Origin of the sequence: Paractinoplanes durhamensis (genome assembly GCF_016862175.1) — a bacterium.
Classification (GTDB): Bacteria; Actinomycetota; Actinomycetes; order Mycobacteriales; family Micromonosporaceae; genus Actinoplanes; species Actinoplanes durhamensis.
This window is the reverse complement of record NZ_BOML01000080.1, coordinates 1-17,214: the sequence shown is the minus strand read 5'-3', so window position 1 is coordinate 17,214 and position 17,214 is coordinate 1. Positions and strand designations below refer to the sequence as shown.

Annotated in this window: 16 protein-coding genes and 1 tRNA gene; 2 read left to right on the top strand and 15 right to left on the bottom strand. The window is 69.1% G+C overall.

The features are described from left to right. Positions 1-62 precede the first annotated feature (62 nt). Positions 63-836 (top strand): class I SAM-dependent methyltransferase, encoded by a 774-nt coding sequence (locus Adu01nite_RS43365; RefSeq protein ID WP_203735224.1) that lies wholly within the window; start codon positions 63-65, stop codon positions 834-836. A gap of 51 nt (positions 837-887) precedes the next feature. Here Adu01nite_RS43365 and metK read toward each other — a convergent pair whose 3' ends face one another. The 15 genes from metK to pyrR all read right to left on the bottom strand — a co-directional run bounded on the left by metK (position 888) and on the right by pyrR (position 15,718). After that, positions 888-2,078: a methionine adenosyltransferase gene (gene metK, locus Adu01nite_RS43360; RefSeq protein ID WP_203735223.1), complete on the bottom strand. Its 1,191-nt coding sequence runs from the start codon at positions 2,076-2,078 to the stop codon at positions 888-890. A 105-nt stretch (positions 2,079-2,183) separates the two neighbouring features. Then, on the bottom strand, positions 2,184-3,371 hold the full coding sequence (gene coaBC / locus Adu01nite_RS43355) for a bifunctional phosphopantothenoylcysteine decarboxylase/phosphopantothenate--cysteine ligase CoaBC (RefSeq protein WP_203735222.1): 1,188 nt from the start codon (positions 3,369-3,371) through the stop codon (positions 2,184-2,186). Positions 3,372-3,599: 228 nt separating this feature from the next. Next, positions 3,600-3,863: a DNA-directed RNA polymerase subunit omega gene (rpoZ, locus tag Adu01nite_RS43350; RefSeq protein ID WP_015623990.1), complete on the bottom strand. Its 264-nt coding sequence runs from the start codon at positions 3,861-3,863 to the stop codon at positions 3,600-3,602. A gap of 13 nt (positions 3,864-3,876) precedes the next feature. Then, a complete protein-coding gene (gmk, locus tag Adu01nite_RS43345) occupies positions 3,877-4,476 on the bottom strand; it encodes a guanylate kinase (RefSeq protein ID WP_203735221.1) in 600 nt (199 codons plus the stop codon). Positions 4,477-4,509: 33 nt separating this feature from the next. Continuing rightward, a complete protein-coding gene (gene mihF, locus Adu01nite_RS43340; RefSeq protein WP_203735220.1) occupies positions 4,510-4,827 on the bottom strand; it encodes an integration host factor, actinobacterial type in 318 nt (105 codons plus the stop codon). Positions 4,828-5,012: 185 nt separating this feature from the next. Next, positions 5,013-5,843: an orotidine-5'-phosphate decarboxylase gene (pyrF, locus tag Adu01nite_RS43335; RefSeq protein WP_203735219.1), complete on the bottom strand. Its 831-nt coding sequence runs from the start codon at positions 5,841-5,843 to the stop codon at positions 5,013-5,015. A gap of 22 nt (positions 5,844-5,865) precedes the next feature. Further along, positions 5,866-7,140: an adenosylmethionine--8-amino-7-oxononanoate transaminase gene (locus Adu01nite_RS43330; RefSeq protein ID WP_203735218.1), complete on the bottom strand. Its 1,275-nt coding sequence runs from the start codon at positions 7,138-7,140 to the stop codon at positions 5,866-5,868. Beyond that, a tRNA-Val gene (locus Adu01nite_RS43325) sits at positions 7,107-7,193 on the bottom strand. Before Adu01nite_RS43325 ends, Adu01nite_RS43330 begins: the two co-directional genes overlap by 34 nt. A 31-nt stretch (positions 7,194-7,224) precedes the next feature. Then, on the bottom strand, positions 7,225-8,277 hold the full coding sequence (locus Adu01nite_RS43320; protein ID WP_239133160.1) for a quinone-dependent dihydroorotate dehydrogenase: 1,053 nt from the start codon (positions 8,275-8,277) through the stop codon (positions 7,225-7,227). Continuing rightward, entirely contained in the window at positions 8,274-8,429 is a 156-nt protein-coding gene (locus Adu01nite_RS43315; protein WP_203735273.1) for a hypothetical protein, read from the bottom strand. Before Adu01nite_RS43315 ends, Adu01nite_RS43320 begins: the two co-directional genes overlap by 4 nt. Beyond that, on the bottom strand, positions 8,426-11,740 hold the full coding sequence (gene carB, locus Adu01nite_RS43310; protein WP_203735216.1) for a carbamoyl-phosphate synthase large subunit: 3,315 nt from the start codon (positions 11,738-11,740) through the stop codon (positions 8,426-8,428). Before carB ends, Adu01nite_RS43315 begins: the two co-directional genes overlap by 4 nt. Before the next feature lie 6 nt (positions 11,741-11,746). Next, a complete protein-coding gene (carA, locus tag Adu01nite_RS43305; protein ID WP_203735215.1) occupies positions 11,747-12,853 on the bottom strand; it encodes a glutamine-hydrolyzing carbamoyl-phosphate synthase small subunit in 1,107 nt (368 codons plus the stop codon). Then, complete coding sequence (locus Adu01nite_RS43300) at positions 12,853-14,115, bottom strand: dihydroorotase (protein WP_203735214.1); 1,263 nt, start codon at positions 14,113-14,115, stop codon at positions 12,853-12,855. Before Adu01nite_RS43300 ends, carA begins: the two co-directional genes overlap by 1 nt. Beyond that, entirely contained in the window at positions 14,112-15,161 is a 1,050-nt protein-coding gene (locus Adu01nite_RS43295) for an aspartate carbamoyltransferase catalytic subunit (RefSeq protein WP_203735213.1), read from the bottom strand. Before Adu01nite_RS43295 ends, Adu01nite_RS43300 begins: the two co-directional genes overlap by 4 nt. Then, the gene (gene pyrR, locus Adu01nite_RS43290) at positions 15,158-15,718 is read right to left on the bottom strand and encodes a bifunctional pyr operon transcriptional regulator/uracil phosphoribosyltransferase PyrR (RefSeq protein ID WP_203735212.1); all 561 of its coding nucleotides are present in this window, start codon (positions 15,716-15,718) and stop codon (positions 15,158-15,160) included. Before pyrR ends, Adu01nite_RS43295 begins: the two co-directional genes overlap by 4 nt. Before the next feature lie 292 nt (positions 15,719-16,010). On the opposite strand from pyrR, the gene bldD reads away from it, so the two are divergent. Then, positions 16,011-16,499, top strand: a complete 489-nt coding sequence (bldD, locus tag Adu01nite_RS43285) for a transcriptional regulator BldD (protein WP_020517563.1) — start codon at positions 16,011-16,013, stop codon at positions 16,497-16,499. Positions 16,500-17,214 lie beyond the last annotated feature (715 nt).

The following is a 17,214-nucleotide window of genomic DNA, read 5'->3' as shown; positions in this document are numbered from 1 at the left end:
GGGCGCTCGCCCACTTAAGGTGGGCGCGTGCCCACTATACGGCCGCGAGGAGCGTGAACCCCATGACCGAGCCGCACCAGCAGCGCGGCGCCGCCGAGTCGTTCGGCGCCGAAGCCGAACGCTACGACCGCACCCGCCCCAGCTACCCGCAGGATCTGATCCACCGGATCGCCGAGCACAGCCCCGGCCCGCGCGTCCTCGACGTCGGCTGCGGCACCGGCATCGCGGCCCGCCAGTTCCGCGACGAGAAGCGCGACGTGCTCGGCCTCGACGTGGACGCCCGGATGGCCGAGCAGGCCCGCCGGCAGGGCCTCGAGGTCGAGGTGTCGAAGTTCGAGGACTGGGACGCCAAGGGCCGGGTCTTCGACACCGTCGCGGCGGCGCAGGCGTGGCACTGGGTCGACCCGTTCGCCGGCGCGGTCAAGGCCGCCGAGATCCTGAACCCGGCCGGTCGCATCGCCCTGATCTGGAACGTCTTCGAGCCGGAACCCTCGGCCCGGACCGCGCTCGCCGTGGTTCAACAGTCGGTTCTGCCGGACTTCCCCAACATATGGGCGGGCGACCGCCCCATCCTCGAGACCTACGGCCTGATGTTCGCCAAAGCCGAGGAAGGTCTGGATAAATCCGGAAACTTCACCCTGGTGGAGCGCTGGCGGATCGACTGGGAGCGCGTCTACACCAAGAAAGACTGGCTGGATCAGCTACCCACCTTCGGCGGGATGAGCCGTCTCCCGAAGGACACCATGGCGGAACTGCTCGCCGCGACGGACCGAGCAATCGGCGACAGCTTCCTCATGCGCTACACCACCGTGGCGGTAACAGCGACGAAGAAATGAAAGAACCGGCGCCCCGCGGACAACGGGGCGCCGGTCACACAGAGCTGAAAATCAGGCGGCGGCGTTCTTCAGTTCCTGCGCCCGGTCGGTGCTCTCCCACAGCAGCTCCGGCAGCTCCCGGCCGAAGTGGCCGTAGGCAGCGGTCTGCTGGTAGATCGGGCGGAGCAGGTCGAGGTCGCGGATGATCGCGGCGGGGCGGAGGTCGAAGACCTCGTTGATCGCCTTCTCGATCCGCTCGACCGGCACATTCTCGGTGCCGAAGGTCTCGACGAACAGCGAGACCGGGTGCGCCTTGCCGATCGCGTAGGCGACCTGCGCCTCGCACCGCTCGGCCAGGCCGGCGGCCACGACGTTCTTGGCGACCCAGCGCATCGCGTACGCCGCGGAGCGGTCCACCTTGGACGGGTCCTTGCCGGAGAAGGCACCGCCGCCGTGGCGCGCGTAGCCGCCGTAGGTGTCGACGATGATCTTCCGGCCGGTGAGGCCGGCGTCGCCCATCGGGCCACCGATCTCGAAGCGGCCGGTCGGGTTGACCAGCAGCCGGTAGCCCTCGGTGTCGATGCCGAGACCCTCGAGCTCAGGCTGGATCACGTGCTCGCGGATGTCGGGCGTGAGCAGCGACTCGAGCGAGATGTCGGCCGCGTGCTGCGACGAGACCACCACGGTGTCGAGACGAACCGGCTTGAGGCCGTCGTACTCGATGGTCACCTGGGTCTTGCCGTCGGGCCGCAGGTAGGGGATCGTGCCGTCCTTGCGGGCCGCCGAGAGGCGCCGGGCCAGGCGGTGCGCGAGCGCGATCGGCAGCGGCATCAGCTCGGGGGTCTCCGAGCAGGCGAAGCCGAACATCATGCCCTGGTCGCCGGCGCCCTGCGAGTCGAGGACGTGCTCCGAGTCGCCTTCGCGCAGCTCGATCGCGCTGTCCACGCCCTGGGCGATGTCGGGCGACTGCGCACCGATGGACACGCTCACGCCGCAGGACGCGCCGTCGAAGCCCTTCTTGGACGAGTCGTAGCCGATCCGCAGGATCGTCTCGCGGACGATGCTCGGGATATCGGCATACGCCTGGGTGGTGACCTCGCCGGCCACGTGCACCTGACCAGTGGTGATGAGAGTCTCCACCGCCACCCGGCTGCGCGGGTCCTGGGCCAGCAGGGCGTCGAGAATGCCGTCGCTGATCTGGTCAGCGATCTTGTCCGGGTGGCCTTCCGTGACCGACTCGGAGGTGAACAGGCGGCGTGCCACGGTGCTCCTCAGCTTGTCGAAGTACAACGTATCGCGAGAGTGTAGCCATCACGAACGACTGGGAACGCCCGGGTGGTCTGCCGTCTCACCGGCACCGACCAGGCGTTACAGAAGCGTGATGACATGGTCGAAAATCCTATCGGCCACATCGTCTTTGCGGAGTTCGCCGAGGGTCGCCGTGCTTCCGTCGGCCCCGAGGATGGTGACCTCATTGTGATCGGACCCGAAGACCCGGTCCACACCCACGACGTTGACGACGATCACGTCGGCACGTTTTCGGACCAACTTAGCTCGCGCATGCTCGAGCGCATCATGTGTCTCGGCCGCGAACGCGACCAGCACCTGACCAGGGCGTTTGTTAGCACCGAGTTCGGCGGCGATGTCCGGGTTCGTCACGAGAACGATGGGTTCCGGCGTACCCCCCTCGGTCTTTTTGATCTTCTGCGTCGCCATCGCGGCCGGCCGGAAATCGGCGGGTGCGGCCGCCATGACCACAATGTCCGCATCGCCGGCGGCCTTCACCGTCGCGACCCGCAACTCCTCGGTGGTGCCGACCCGGACGAGTTCGGCGCCGGCCGGGTCGGGCAGCGCGACGTTCGCCGTGACGAGCGTTACTCGCGCCCCACGCGCAACGGCGGCCCTGGCGAGCGCGTAACCCTGCTTACCGGATGACCGATTCCCGATAAAACGAACCGGATCGATCGGTTCGCGCGTTCCACCGGCGGTCACCACGACATGCCGCCCGGCAAGATCAAGATCAAGGCCCCGCTTGAGTACGCCGAGAGCCCGCTCGAAGATCTCCGAAGGATCCGGGAGCCGGCCCTTGCCGGTGTCGGCCCCGGTCAGCCGCCCCACCGCGGGCTCGATGACGATCGCACCGCGTTCGCGGAGAAGCGCGACATTCGCTCGGGTGGCCGGGTTTTCCCACATCTCGGTGTGCATGGCCGGCGCGTAGACGATCGGGCAGGTCGCCGTCAGAAGCGTATTGGTCAGCAGGTCGTCGGCGATGCCGTGCGCGGCCTTGGCCAGCATGTCGGCGGTGGCCGGCGCGACCACGACCAGCTCGGCCTGCCGCCCGATCCGCACATGCGGCACCTCGTGCGCGTCATCCCACACCTCGGTGGCCACCGGCTTGCCGGAGAGGGCGGCCCAGGTCGGCGCCCCCACGAACTGCAGCGCGGAGGCGGTCGGCACCACCCGCACGCCGTGCCCCGACTCGGTGAACAGACGCAGCAACTCACAGGCCTTGTAGGCAGCGATCCCGCCACAGACGCCAAGCACGACTTCGGTCATGACAGCAATGATCCCGCGTCCGAGGACCGGACGCGGGACCAGATGCCAGAGCTGTGGATAACCGAGGTGAACCGGGGGCTCCCCCGCCGTACATCAAGCAAAGCCGGAAGCAAACGAACCAGCCGGACCAACGCACCGCGGGGTTTCCGGGGGCTCGGCCCCCGGAGCAGGAATCAATCCGTAAGCAACGCGGTTCGCGCTTTCCGCGGACAGACTCCGGCCGAAACCTTACGGATTGTCCGTTGCCTCGGCGGTCAGGAGGCCAGCGTTGATCTCACGCATGGCGATGGAGAGCGGCTTCTCCTGCGGGGTGGTCTCGACCAGGGGGCCGACGTACTCCAGCAGGCCCTCACCGAGCTGGCTGTAGTACGCGTTCACCTGGCGGGCGCGCTTGGCCGCGAAGATCACCAGCGAGTACTTCGACGAGGTCTTGTCGAGCAGCTCGTCGATGGGCGGGTTGGTGATGCCTTCGGGGTTCGCGATGGTTCCCACTGTTGAGAGATCCTTAATGCTCGGGAGCTTGTGCCGGCGTCAAAAATGACGAACCGAGCAATCCTACCAGCTCATCGGCTGCCCGCTCGACGAAGTCGTTGACGACCGTACGGTCGAACTCCTTCTCGTGCGACAGCTCCTCGTCGGCGTGGGCGAGTCGGCGACGGATCGTCTCCTCGTCCTCGGTGCCCCGGCCGATCAGCCGGCGCTTGAGTTCTTCGACGCTCGGCGGGGCGAGGAACACCAGTTGAGCGTCCGGCATGGTGGCCCGCACCTGGCGCGCCCCCTGGAGGTCGATCTTCAACAGGACCGGCCGGCCCTGACTGATCCAGCCCTCGACCTGGGCCCGCGGGGTCCCGTAGAGGTTCCCCGCGAACTCGGCCCACTCGAGCAGCTGACCGCCGTCGATCAGCCGCTGGAACTCCGAACGGTTCACAAAGTGGTAATGCTCGCCGTCGGTCTCGTAGTCGCGCTTCTTCCGCGTCGTCACCGACACGGAAAGCTTGATCCAAGGCGAGCGCGCCCGGATCAGCTCGATCACGCTGTCCTTGCCGACCCCGGAAGGGCCGGACAGGACGGTGAGGCGGGCTGCCGGGCGCGCGTCGTCATCCATGCTCACAAGGCTCATTCAACACGAGCCCATGAGTCAGTTCGCAGCGAACTCCCCCAGGAGGGCCTTCCGCTGCTGGTCGCCGAGACCGCGCAGCCGGCGGCTGTCAGCGATCTTGAGCTTCTCCATGATCTGGGTCGCCCGGATCTTGCCGATGCCCGGCAGCGCCTGAAGCACCGCCGAAACCTTCAGCTTGCCGACGACCTCGTCCTGCTCCGCGCGGTCAAGCACCGCGGCGAGAGTGGTCTTGCCGGACTTGAGCTGTTCCTTCAGCTCAGCCCGAGCCTTGCGAACTTCCGCGGCCTTCTCCAGCGCTGCAGCGCGCTGCTCGGGGCTCAGTGACGGGAGCGGCACCAGTTCTCCTCAGGTCCCTATCGCGGCGGTAGTCCAATACCGGCGCTTCTGTGAAACGTGGTGTGCCAGGGAACCAAAGGGGCATGTGGTTCCTGGCGCCCGGAAAACTAGCGGTCAATGGCGGTTTCGGCAACGTGGGGGTACCCCCGCACCGGGTGATCGCGAGCCTGATAAGCAGGCGCGTTTCACCCGAGAGCGGATTTGCATTCATCCACCGCGCGCTCTGCGGCGGCCCGCAGCGCGACCACGGAAGGTCCCGCGTTGAGAACTTCGCGTGAGTACGACGGCAGCACGTTGCGCAGGCTTTCGCCGAAGACATCGCGCAGGTCGGAGGGGGTAGCGCCCTGCGCTCCGAGGCCCGGAGCGAGCAGTGGACCGTTCACTTCGGACAGGTCGTGACCGGTCCGCCCGATCGTCGCTCCGACCACGAGTCCGAAGTTGCCGAGCGGCTGGGCACCCTTGTTGAGCTGGGAAATCTCATCGATCACGGTCTGCGCGACGGTCCGGCCGCCGGCCGCGACAGCATGCTGGACGCTCGCTCCCTCCGGGTTGGACGTCAGCGCGAGAACGAAGACTCCGGCGCCGTTCGCGGCCGCGAGGTCGAATGCCGGCTGCAACGAGCCGACCCCGAGATAGGGACTGACAGTAATCGCGTCAGCACTCAGTGAACTTGAAGGATCAAGATAAGCAGACGCGTACGCGGCCATCGTCGAACCGATATCTCCGCGCTTCACGTCCAGCAGGACCAGCGCCCCGGCCTCGCGCAACTGTCGGATAGTTGACTCAAGGATGCCGATGCCACGTGACCCAAATCTCTCAAAAAACGCGGACTGCGGCTTCACCACAGCCACCCGATCGGCCAGGGCGTCGACCACCGTACGGGCGAAGCGTTCCAGGCCGGCGACGTCGTCTGTGAGCCCCCAGCGGGTCAGCAGGGCGGTGTGCGGATCGATGCCGACACACAGCGGCCCCCGCTTCTCGATGGCGTCCGTGAGGCGTCGTCCGAAGGTCTCCATCGCGTGCCATACCTCTTCCGTGTCAGCCGGCCGCCACCGCGGCGGCGATTCCCGCGGTAATGCGGGCTACGTCGTCCTCGTCCGCCACGAACGGCGGCATGGTGTAGATCAGATCCCGGAACGGCCGCAGCCAGACCCCGGCGTCCACGGCCGCGGCGGTCGCCTTGGCCATGTCGACCGGATGATCGAGCTGAACCACCCCGATCGCGCCCAGGACCCGCACGTCGGCGACCCCGGGCGCGGTCCGCAGCGGCTCCAGCGCATGTGCCAGTCCGCTTTCGATCACCCGTACGCGGTACTTCCAGTCCCCGTCCGTCAGCAGTCCGAGGGACGCGTTCGCGACCGCGCAGGCCAGCGGGTTGCCCATGAAGGTCGGCCCGTGCGCCAGCCCGCCCGCCTCCCCGGCCGAGATCGCCGCCGCGACCTCGGGCGTGCAGAGGGCCGCCGCCAGGGTGAGATAGCCACCCGTGAGCGCCTTGCCCACGCACATGATGTCCGGGCTGACGCCGGCGTGATCGGCCGCGAAGAACTCCCCCGTCCGACCGAAACCGGTGGCGATCTCATCAAAGATCAGGAGGATTCCGTACGCCGAGGTCACCTCGCGCAGCACCCGCAGGTACTCCGGATGATGGAAGCGCATCCCGCCGGCCCCCTGGACGACCGGCTCGACGATGACCGCAGCCACGTCGTCGGCGTGCTGCTCGACGAGTGTCACGAGCGCGGCGGCGTAGCCCTCGTCGAACTCGGCCGGCGGCACGTCCGCGAAGACCTGCACCGGCAGCACCCCGGTCCAGAGCGAGTGCATCCCGCCCTCCGGGTCGCACACGGTCATCGGATGGAAGGTGTCCCCGTGATAGCCGCCGCGCCAGGTGAGCAGCCGCCGCCGGTTCGGATGGCCGCGGGACAGCTGGGCCTGCAGCGCCATCTTGATCGCGACCTCGACCGAGACCGAACCGGAGTCGCAGAGAAAGACGTGCTCGAGGCCGGCCGGCGTCAGCTCGACAAGCTTGGTGGCCAGATCGATGGCCGGCTCGTGGGTGAGCCCACCGAACATGACATGACTCATCCGCCCGGCCTGCTCGACGAGGGCCGCATCAAGCACCGGATGCCGGTACCCATGAATGGCCGCCCACCACGACGACATCCCGTCGACAAGCTCGCGCCCATCGGCCAGCCGCAGCCGCACGCCTTGGGCGCTCTCGACGACGTAGGGATCACTCCTGCCCGGCATCGGCCCGTAGGGATGCCAGACGTGCGCACGATCGAGGGCGACGAGCTCTCGCTCACTTCGGCTCACGCCATCACCTCTCGCTTGTAAGGCGAGTGCTCGCACCGGGACGCCACGCCCCCGGCGAGTGATCGCTCACCAGGGGCGCGGCGGTCACCGTGTCTCCGCGCTCGCTTGCGCCCGGTGTGTGGCGGCGGCACGCGCCGCACCCCGCACCAGAGCGGGCCCGTGGTAGATGAAGCCGCTGTAGAGCTGCACCAGCGACGCCCCCGCATCCAGCAGCCGGGCGGCGTCGTCCGGGGTCATCACCCCGCCGACCCCGATGATCGGGAGCCGGCCGCCGGTCTCGGTGTGCACGAAGTGCACGACCTTGCGGGCCTTCTCGGTGAGCGGCCGCCCGGAGAGGCCACCGGCTTCGGCGGCCTTCGGCTGGTCGGCCGCCGCCAGCCCGTCCCGGGCGAGGGTGGTGTTGGTGGCGATCACGCCGGCCGCGCCGTGGCTGAGGCAGACCTCCAGCAGCTCGGCGATGGCCGGCTCGGTCAGGTCGGGAGCGATCTTCACGAGGACCGGGGTGTCGCCGGCCAGGGCGGTCAGCAGCTCGGCGACGGCCGACTTGTCCTGCAGGGTGCGCAGGCCGGGCGTGTTCGGCGACGAGACGTTGACCGCGATGTAGTCGGCGTACGGGTGCAGCAGCCGGTAGGAGGTCAGGTAGTCCTCGACCGCCTCCTCCAGCGGCGTGACCTTGCTCTTGCCGAGCGAGATGCCCAGCGGTACTCCGAGCTTGGATGAACGCAGCGGCCCCAACTCCTGCAGGCGAGCGGCGAGGGCCGCCGCCCCGGCGTTGTTGAAGCCCATCCGGTTGATGATCGCCTCGCTGTCCCGGAGCCGGAACAGCCGCGGCCTGTCGTTGCCCGGCTGGGCCTTGGCGGTGACCGTGCCGACCTCGACGAACCCGAACCCGAGCGCCGGCCAGGACGGCAGCGCCACCCCGTTCTTGTCCATCCCCGCGGCGAGCCCGACCGCGTTCGGGAACCGCACCCCGAACACCTCGACCGGCGCATCGACCGCATAGCGCCCGCGCAGCACCGACCGGGCCGGCCCGCCGAGCCCGGCAAGCCGGGCCAGCGTGAACTCGTGCACCTTCTCCGCGTCCCCGCCGCCGAGCCGGAAGAGAACCGGCCGGACGGCCCGCTCGAATGCGGTCACGCGACCACACCGCAACGCCATGACGTGGCCCAGGCCGCCGACGCGGGCACGCGGCGGGCCGCCGCGCCGGCCGTGCGCAGGGACGGGATCGGGCAGGCCGGGCGGCGCCCGGCCGCCGCTGCGGCGGCGGGGTCCTGCTCCGGCGCCGTCACTTGGTGCCCCGAAGCGCGGCGTGCAGCTCCTGCAGCGGGCGGACCGTCATGTCGCCGCGCATCAGGGCCTCGATGCCCATGACCGCGGCGGCCGCGCCCTGGGTGGTGGTGATGCTCGGGATGTCGGCGGTGACCGCGGCACTGCGGATCTCGTAGCCGTCGGAACGGGCGCTGGCGCCCGAGCCCTGCGGCGTGTTGATGATCATCGCGATCTCGCCGGCCAGGATGAGGGCCACCGCGTTCTGGCCGGGGCTCTCGAAGTGCTTCGGGACGATCTCGCAGGCGATGCCGTGCCGGCGCAGGACCTCGCCGGTGCCGGCCGTCGTGACGATGGTGAAGCCGAGGTCGGCGAGGCGCTTGATCGGGAAGATCATGGTGCGCTTGTCGCGGTTGGCGACCGAGACGAAGATCTTGCCGCTGGTCGGGAGCGACCCGTAGGCGGCGGCCTGGGACTTGGCGAACGCCTGACCGAAGCCGGCGTCGATGCCCATCACCTCGCCGGTCGACTTCATCTCGGGGCCGAGCAGGCTGTCCACGCCCTTGCCGGCCGGGGTGCGGAACCGCTTGAACGGCAGCACCGCCTCCTTGATGGCGATCGGCGCGTTCTCCGGCACCGTGCCGCCGTCGCCCTCGGACAGCAGCAGCCCTTCCTCGCGCAGCTCGGCGATGGTGGCGCCGAGCATGATCCGGGCCGCGGCCTTGGCCAGCGGGACCGCGGTCGCCTTGGAGACGAACGGCACCGTCCGGGAGGCGCGCGGGTTGGCCTCCAGGACGTAGAGGGTGTCGTCCTTCAGCGCGTACTGGACGTTGAGCAGGCCACGCACCCCGACCCCGCGGGCGATCGCCTCGGTGTAGCGGCGGACCTCGGCCAGGTGCGAGCCGGCCAGGGTGACCGGCGGCAGCGAGCAGGACGAGTCGCCGGAGTGGATGCCGGCCTCCTCGATGTGCTCCATCACGCCGCCCAGGTAGACCTCGCCGGTGTCGTCGCAGAGCGCGTCCACGTCGATCTCGATGGCGTCGTCGAGGAAGCTGTCGACCAGCACCGGGTGATCGGGCGAGATCTGGGTGGCCCGCTCGATGTAGCCGGCCAGCGTCGGCTCGTCGTAGACGATCTCCATGCCGCGGCCGCCGAGAACGTACGACGGGCGGACCAGAACCGGGTAGCCGATCGTGTCGGCGATCGCCTTGGCCTCGTCGAAGCTGGTGGCGGTGCCGTGGTCGGGCGAGCGCAGGCCGGCCCGGCCGAGCACGGCGCCGAACTGGCCGCGGTCCTCGGCCAGGTCGATCGACTCGGGCGAGGTGCCGACGATCGGGACGCCGGCCGCCTTGAGCCGCTTGGCCAGGCCGAGCGGGGTCTGGCCGCCGAGCTGCACGATCACACCGACCACGCCCGGGCCGCCGGCCGCCTTGCCGCTGGAGTCCTCGGAGTGGAACACCTCGAGGACGTCCTCGAAGGTGAGCGGCTCGAAGTAGAGCCGGTCGGCGGTGTCGTAGTCGGTCGACACCGTCTCCGGGTTGCAGTTGACCATGACGGTCTCGTAGTCGACGCCGCGCAGCGCCATGACGGCGTGCACGCAGGAGTAGTCGAACTCGATGCCCTGGCCGATCCGGTTGGGGCCGGAACCGAGGATGAGGACCTTGGGCCGGTCGCTCGGCGCGACCTCGGTCTCCTCGTCGTACGTCGAGTAGTGGTAAGGCGTGTTGGCCTCGAACTCGGCCGCGCAGGTGTCGACCGTCTTGTAGACCGGGCGGACCCCGAGCCGGTGCCGCAGGATGCGCACGCCGTTCTCGCCGGCGAGCTCGGGCCGCAGCGCGGCGAGCTGCCGGTCGGAGAGCCCGGACCGCTTGGCCCGGCGCAGCAGTTCCTCGTCGAGGACCGCCGCGTCCGAGATCTCCTGCCGCAGCTCGATGAGCGCCTGGATCTCCTCGAGGAACCACGGGTCGATCCCGCCGCTGGCCTCGAAGACCTGGTCGATCGAGGCGCCGAGCCGCAGGGCGCGCTCCACGGTGTAGAGGCGGCCGTCGTGCGGAATGCGCAGATCCGAGAGAGCCGACTCGACCGAATCGGAAGGATCGGCCTCAGTCCAGAAACCGGCCGCCGACGTCTCCATCGAGCGCATCGCCTTGTTCAGCGCCTCGGCGAAGTTGCGGCCCAGCGACATCGCCTCGCCGACCGACTTCATCGTGGTGGTCAGCTCGGGGTCGGCGCCCGGGAACTTCTCGAACGCGAACCGCGGGATCTTCACGACCACGTAGTCGAGGGCCGGCTCGAACGCGGCCGGCGTCTTCAGGGTGATGTCGTTCGGGATCTCGTCGAGGGTGTAGCCGATGGCCAGCTTGGCCGCGATCTTCGCGATCGGGAAGCCGGTGGCCTTCGAGGCCAGCGCCGACGAGCGGGACACCCGCGGGTTCATCTCGATGACGACCAGGCGGCCGTCGGCCGGGTTGACCGCGAACTGGATGTTGCAGCCGCCGGTGTCGACGCCGACCTCGCGCAGCACCGCGATGCCGAGGTCGCGCAGGTCCTGATATTCCCGGTCGGTCAGCGTCATGGCCGGGGCCACGGTCACCGAGTCGCCGGTGTGCACGCCCATCGGGTCGATGTTCTCGATCGAGCAGACGACCACGACGTTGTCGTGCTTGTCGCGCATCAGCTCGAGCTCGTACTCCTTCCAGCCGAGCACGCTCTCCTCGATGAGAACCTCGGTCACCGGCGAGGCGGCCAGGCCGGCCCCGGCGATCCGCTCGAGATCCTCGCGGGTGTGCGCCATGCCCGAGCCGAGGCCACCCATGGTGAACGACGGGCGGATGACCACCGGAAGGCCGAGATCGTCGACCGTCGAGAAAACTTCCTCGAGAGAGTGGCAGACCCGCGAGCGCGGCGTCTGGCCGCCGGCCTTCGCGACGATGTCCTTGAACAGCTGGCGGTCCTCGCCCTTGCGGATGGCGTCGATGTTGGCGCCGATCAGCTCGACACCGTACTTCTCCAGGACGCCGTTCTCGTGCAGGGCGACCGCCGTGTTCAGCGCGGTCTGCCCGCCCAGCGTGGCCAGGATCGCGTCCGGCCGCTCCTTGGCGATGACCAGCTCGACGAACTCGGGGGTGATCGGCTCGACGTAGGTGGCGTCGGCGAACTCCGGGTCGGTCATGATCGTGGCCGGGTTGGAATTGACCAGCGAGACGCGCAGCCCTTCGGCGCGCAGCACCCGGCAGGCCTGGGTGCCGGAGTAGTCGAACTCGCAGGCCTGCCCGATGACGATCGGCCCGGAGCCGATCACCATCACATGCTTCAAATCGGAGCGCTTAGGCATGGTCGGTCAGCCCTTCTTTTCCACGAGCTCGACGAACCGGTCGAAGAGGTAGTCGGCGTCGTGCGGGCCGGCGGCGGCCTCGGGGTGGTACTGGACGGTGAACGCGGGGACGTCGATCCCCCGCAGGCCCTCGACCACGTTGTCGTTGAGGCAGACATGGGACACCTCGACGCCGCCGAAGTCGGTGTCGATCACGGTGTTGAGCGGCGCGTCGACCGCGAAGCCGTGGTTGTGCGAGGTGACCTCGACCTTGCCGGTGGTCTTGTCGAGCACCGGCTGGTTGATGCCGCGGTGGCCGTACCCCAGCTTGTAGGTGCCGAAGCCGAGCGCCCGCCCGAGAATCTGACTGCCGAAACAGATGCCGAACAGCGGCGTACGCTGCCGCATCACCTCACGGGCCAGCGCGACCGGCCCGTCGGCGGTGGCCGGGTCGCCCGGGCCGGGCGAGAAGAAGACCGCGTCGGGGCTGACCGCGAGAAGGTCCTCGATCGAGGACGAGGCCGGGAAGATGTGCGTCGTGACGCCGCGCGCGGCCAGCCGGCGCGAGACGTTGCGCTTGATGCCGAGGTCGAGGGCGGCCACCGTGTAGCGGTGCTCGCCGACCGCCTCCACCGTGTAGCGCGAAGCGGTGGTGACTTCGGCCGACAGGTCGGCGCCGGTCATCTGCGGCGACTCGAGGACCCGGGCCAGCAGCGACTGCGGATCGAGATCCACGCTGGACACGCCGACCCGCATCGCACCCCGCGACCGCAGGTGCCGGGTCAGGGCGCGGGTGTCGATCCCGCTGATGCCGACGATCCCCTCGGCCGCCAGCCGCTCCCCCAGGTCACCGGTGGAACGCCAATTCGAAGGGCGACGAGCCGGATCGCGTACGACGTAACCCGCGACCCAGATCCGCGAGGACTCGTCGTCCTCGTCGTTGACGCCGGTGTTGCCGATCATCGGGGCGGTCTGGACGACCACCTGCCGGTGATAGGACGGGTCGGTCAGCGTCTCCTGGTAACCGGTCATGCCGGTGGTGAAGACGGCCTCCCCGAACGTCTCCCCCACCGCGCCATATGCGGTTCCATGGAACGTCCGCCCATCCTCAAGCACGAGGATCGCTTTCGTCATTACTTCACTGCCTTCCCGTCGAGGACCGTCGGCTCTCCCCGGAGGAAGGTCGCGACGATGCGACCCGGCAGGGTGGTGCCCGAGTACGGCGTGTTGCGGCTGCGGCTCGCCAGCTCGGCCGGGTCGACGACCCGCCGGGCGGACGGGTCCACCAGCGTGAGGTTGGCCGGCGAGCCGACCGCGAGGTCGGTGCCGTGCCCGTCGAGGCCCGCGATCCGGGCCGGGGTGCGCGACATCCGGTCGGCGATCAGCTCCCACTGCTCACCGAGGACGCTCAGCACGATCGAGAAGGCGGTCTCCAGACCCAGCATGCCGGGCCGGGCGTACGCCCACTCGCATTCCTTGTCCTCCACCGCGTGCGGCGCGTGGTCGGTGGCGACGACGTCGATCACGCCGTCGACCAGTGCCTGGCGGAGGGCGGCGACGTCCCCGGCCGTACGCAAAGGGGGGTTGACCTTGTAAACCGGGTCGTAGGAGGCGGCCAGCTCGTCGGTCAGCAGCAGGTGGTGCGGCGTGACCTCGGCGGTCACCCGGACCCCGCGGGCCTTGGCCTGGCGCAGCACCTCGACCGAACCGGCGGTCGAGACGTGGCAGACGTGCAGGCGGCTGCCGACGTGCTCGGCCAGCAGCACGTCGCGGGCGATGATCGCTTCCTCGGCCACCGCGGGCCAGCCGGTCAGGCCGAGCCGGGTGCTGACCTCGCCCTCGTGCATCTGGGCGCCCTCGGTGAGCCGCGGCTCCTCGGCGTGCTGGGCGATGATGCCGTCGAACGCCTTCACATACTCCAGAGCGCGGCGCATCAGCCGGGGGTCGGCGACGCAGAAGCCGTCGTCGGAGAAGATCCGCACGTTGGCGGCCGAGGTGGCCATCGCACCCAGCTCGGCGAGCTGCTTGCCGGCCAGCCCGACGGTGACGGCGCCGATCGGCTGCACGTCGACCATGCCGGCCTCCCGGCCGAGCCGCCAGACCTGCTCGACCACGCCGGCGCTGTCGGCGACCGGCGACGTGTTGGCCATCGCGCAGACCGCCGTGTAGCCGCCGAGCGCCGCGGCCCGGGAACCGGTCTCGACCGTCTCGGCGTCCTCCCGGCCCGGCTCGCGCAGGTGGGTGTGCAGGTCGACGAGGCCGGGCAGGGCGACGAGCCCGGCGGCGTCGATCACCTCGGCCGACGCCGATTTGTCGGAGATCAGACCGTCGGTGATGAACAGGTCGGTCGGCGCGGCTCCCAGAACCGAGACGCCCTTGAGCCGATATGTGGTCACGCTTTGCCCCCAAGCAGCAGATAGAGAACCGCCATCCGGGCCGAGACCCCGTTGGCGACCTGTTCGACGATCGTGGAGCGGGACGAGTCGGCCACCTCGGGCGCGATCTCCATGCCCCGGTTCATCGGGCCCGGGTGCATGACGATCGCGTGCTCGGGCAGCTTGCGCATGCGCGCGAGGTCGAGACCGTAGCGGCGGCTGTACTCCCGGGCGGACGGGAAGTACGAGTCCTGCATGCGCTCGGTCTGCACCCGCAGCATCATCACGACGTCCATGTCGGGCAGAACGCTATCGAGGTCGTACGACACTGCGATCGCCGCCGGTGAGATGGCAGTCGGTTTTTCGACGCCCGCGGGGTTTGCGGGTGGCGGAAAACCGCCTGCCATCTCACCGGGTATAAGGCGATCGCCGCGGAGCGAAGCGGAGCCGGTCAGCTCAGTGGCCGGCGAGAGCGCCGCCGCGACGTCGTTCGGAATCAGCGTCGGCGGTCCGACCAGGGTGACCGAGGCGCCCAGCGTGGTCAGCAGCAAAACGTTCGAGCGCGCGACCCGGCTGTGCAGGACGTCCCCGACGATGGCCACCTTCAAGCCGGCAAGCCGGCCAAGACGAGAGCGCATGGTGTACGCGTCGAGCAGTGCCTGGGTCGGGTGCTCGTGGGTGCCGTCGCCCGCGTTGATCACCGAACCGTCCACCCAGGAGGCGAGCCGGTGCGGGGCCCCCGAGGCGGAGTGCCGGATGACCACCGCGTCCGCGCCCATTGCCTGCAATGTGAGAGCGGTGTCCTTGAGGCTCTCACCCTTCGAGACGCTGGAGCCTTTGGCGGAAAAATTGATGACATCGGCGGACAGGCGCTTCGCCGCGGCCTCGAAGGAGATCCGGGTCCGGGTCGAGTCCTCGTAAAAAAGGTTCACCACGGTGCGGCCGCGCAGCGTCGGCAGCTTCTTGACCTCGCGGCCGGCCAGCGCGGCCATCTCGCCCGCGGTGTCCAGGATCAGGGTGGCGGTGGCCGCGTCCAGATCGGCGGCCGAACGCAGGTGCTTGATCATTTCTCGCCCCCGGTCAGCTTGACCTCGTCGAGCCCGTCGGTCTCGGTGAGCGAGACCCGGACACTCTCGTACAGCGCGGTCGGAATGTTCTTGCCGACGTAGTCGGCGCGGATCGGCAGCTGCCGGTGACCGCGGTCGACCAGCACCGCGAGCTGCACCGACTGGGGCCGGCCGACGTCGTTGAGCGCGTCCAACGCGGCCCGCACGGTGCGGCCGGAGTAGAGCACGTCGTCGACCAGGATGACCCGCCGCCCGTCGATGCCGCCGCCGGGAAGTTCGGTCTTGCCGAGCGCCCGGGTGGCGTGCAGCCGCAGGTCATCGCGGTAGAGGGTGATGTCGAGCGACCCGACCGGAACGTCGATGCCCTCGAAGGCGTGGATGCGGGCCGCCAGGCGCTGGGCCAGGGGCACTCCGCGGGTCGGGATCCCGAGCAGCACGGTGCCGGTGGCACCCGACGTCTTCTCGAGGATCTGATGAGCGATGCGATCGACGACCCGATGCAGGTCGGACCCACTCAAAATGATCTTGCTGGTGGTGTCAGCACGCGGCGATGCCACGGCGGACCTCCTTCCCCGCCTCACGGGACGGGTCGTTAAAGGACGTCGACGGGAACCCCCGACAGGGGGCTACCCGATGGCTGACGCTACGTTACCAGTGGACGCGGCGTTGACCATGGTGACGTGCCCGACCCCTGGTGTCAGTCGGACGAATCCGGCAGAACCCCCGAGGGCCGCGCGACTCATCGGTAACCAACACTTGACCGGCGGACTCACACTGCGTACCGTCACGCTGCGTAGCGATCGCGGAGGAAGAACCCTCCGGGCCAGCACAGTACTGGGAGTGTTCCGAATGCCGTCTGAGTACGCCAAGTCGTTGGGCGCCCGCCTGCGCTCCATCCGGCAGCAGCAGGGCCTGTCCCTGCAGGGTGTGGAAGAGAAGTCGAACGGTCGGTGGAAGGCCGTCGTGGTGGGCTCGTACGAGCGCGGCGACCGTGCGGTCACCGTGTCGCGCCTCGCCGAGCTGGCCGACTTCTACCGCGTACCCGTCTCGGAACTGCTGCCCGACGGCAGCGGCGTCCGCCTCGAGGCCACCAACAAGATCGTGCTGGACCTGGAAAAGCTGTACGACACCACCGGCGAAGACCTCGCCTACGTCGCACGGTACGCCCGGGCCATCCAGCAGCAGCGCGGCGACTACAACGGCCGCGTCCTCTCCATCCGCGCCGACGACCTGCGCGCGCTCGCCATCGTGTACGACATCTCCCCCTCGGGCTTGATCGAGCGCCTGACGGAGCAGGGCGTGCTGGTGGCCGACCCCCGCGCGTTCTTCGCCAGCTGATCCCCCGAAAAACGTAAGACCCCCAATCGCCAAGGCCCGCGGATCCCGCGGGCCTTTCGCGTACCCAGAACAGCCCACCGCCCGGCCGGCCAGCGAGACCGCAACGGCCTGAGCGCCCCGTAGCGCCCCACAAATACAAGACAGCAATGATCACCAACGCCGAACCCGCCCAACCCGGCACGATCAACGACAGGCACCTCAAATGCCCCGCGATCGATGTCACCGATCGTGCTGACAACGCTGGCAGCTCCAACAGCAACGCCCGTTTTCGCACATCGAGCGAACGTGAAAACTCAATTCACACCGCCCCACCCCACCCCACCAACATCTCGAACCACCCCACAAAGCAACCCCGAGTAGCCACCGGGCCCCAACCCACCCCGCCACCCGATCTTGTGGATTTCCCTCCAACTACTGACCGCAACTCCACAACATCAGCAAGCCGCAACCTCCAAGAACACCCCCCGCCGCCCCCACCCCACGCCCGATCACGACTCCTCCCCAACCAAGCGTGACCGAACCCACCCACCCAAAGCCGAGAGCCCAACCCAACCGACAAACTCACCGGGCGCGGGTAAACCAGGCGTCCCGTTCACCCGGCGCAGGACTGAGCCAGGCGACGCACTCACGGGGCGCGGGTAGGGCTGGGCGGCCCACTCACCGGGAGCGGGGCCGAACTGGGCGACGCACTCACGGGGCGCGGGGCTGGGCCGGG

What these genes read in the sequence shown, in the direction of transcription:
- bldD (WP_020517563.1), top strand. Translation starts at nt 16,011, where the DNA reads ATGCCGTCTGAGTACGCCAAGTCGTTGGGCGCCCGCCTGCGCTCCATC.
- pyrF (WP_203735219.1), bottom strand. Translation starts at nt 5,843, where the DNA reads ATGGAGACCTTCGGACGACGCCTCACGGACGCCATCGAGAAGCGGGGG.
- Adu01nite_RS43365 (WP_203735224.1), top strand. Translation starts at nt 63, where the DNA reads ATGACCGAGCCGCACCAGCAGCGCGGCGCCGCCGAGTCGTTCGGCGCC.
- gmk (WP_203735221.1), bottom strand. Translation starts at nt 4,476, where the DNA reads ATGGATGACGACGCGCGCCCGGCAGCCCGCCTCACCGTCCTGTCCGGC.
- carB (WP_203735216.1), bottom strand. Translation starts at nt 11,740, where the DNA reads ATGCCTAAGCGCTCCGATTTGAAGCATGTGATGGTGATCGGCTCCGGG.
- Adu01nite_RS43295 (WP_203735213.1), bottom strand. Translation starts at nt 15,161, where the DNA reads ATGATCAAGCACCTGCGTTCGGCCGCCGATCTGGACGCGGCCACCGCC.
- coaBC (WP_203735222.1), bottom strand. Translation starts at nt 3,371, where the DNA reads ATGACCGAAGTCGTGCTTGGCGTCTGTGGCGGGATCGCTGCCTACAAG.
- carA (WP_203735215.1), bottom strand. Translation starts at nt 12,853, where the DNA reads ATGACGAAAGCGATCCTCGTGCTTGAGGATGGGCGGACGTTCCATGGA.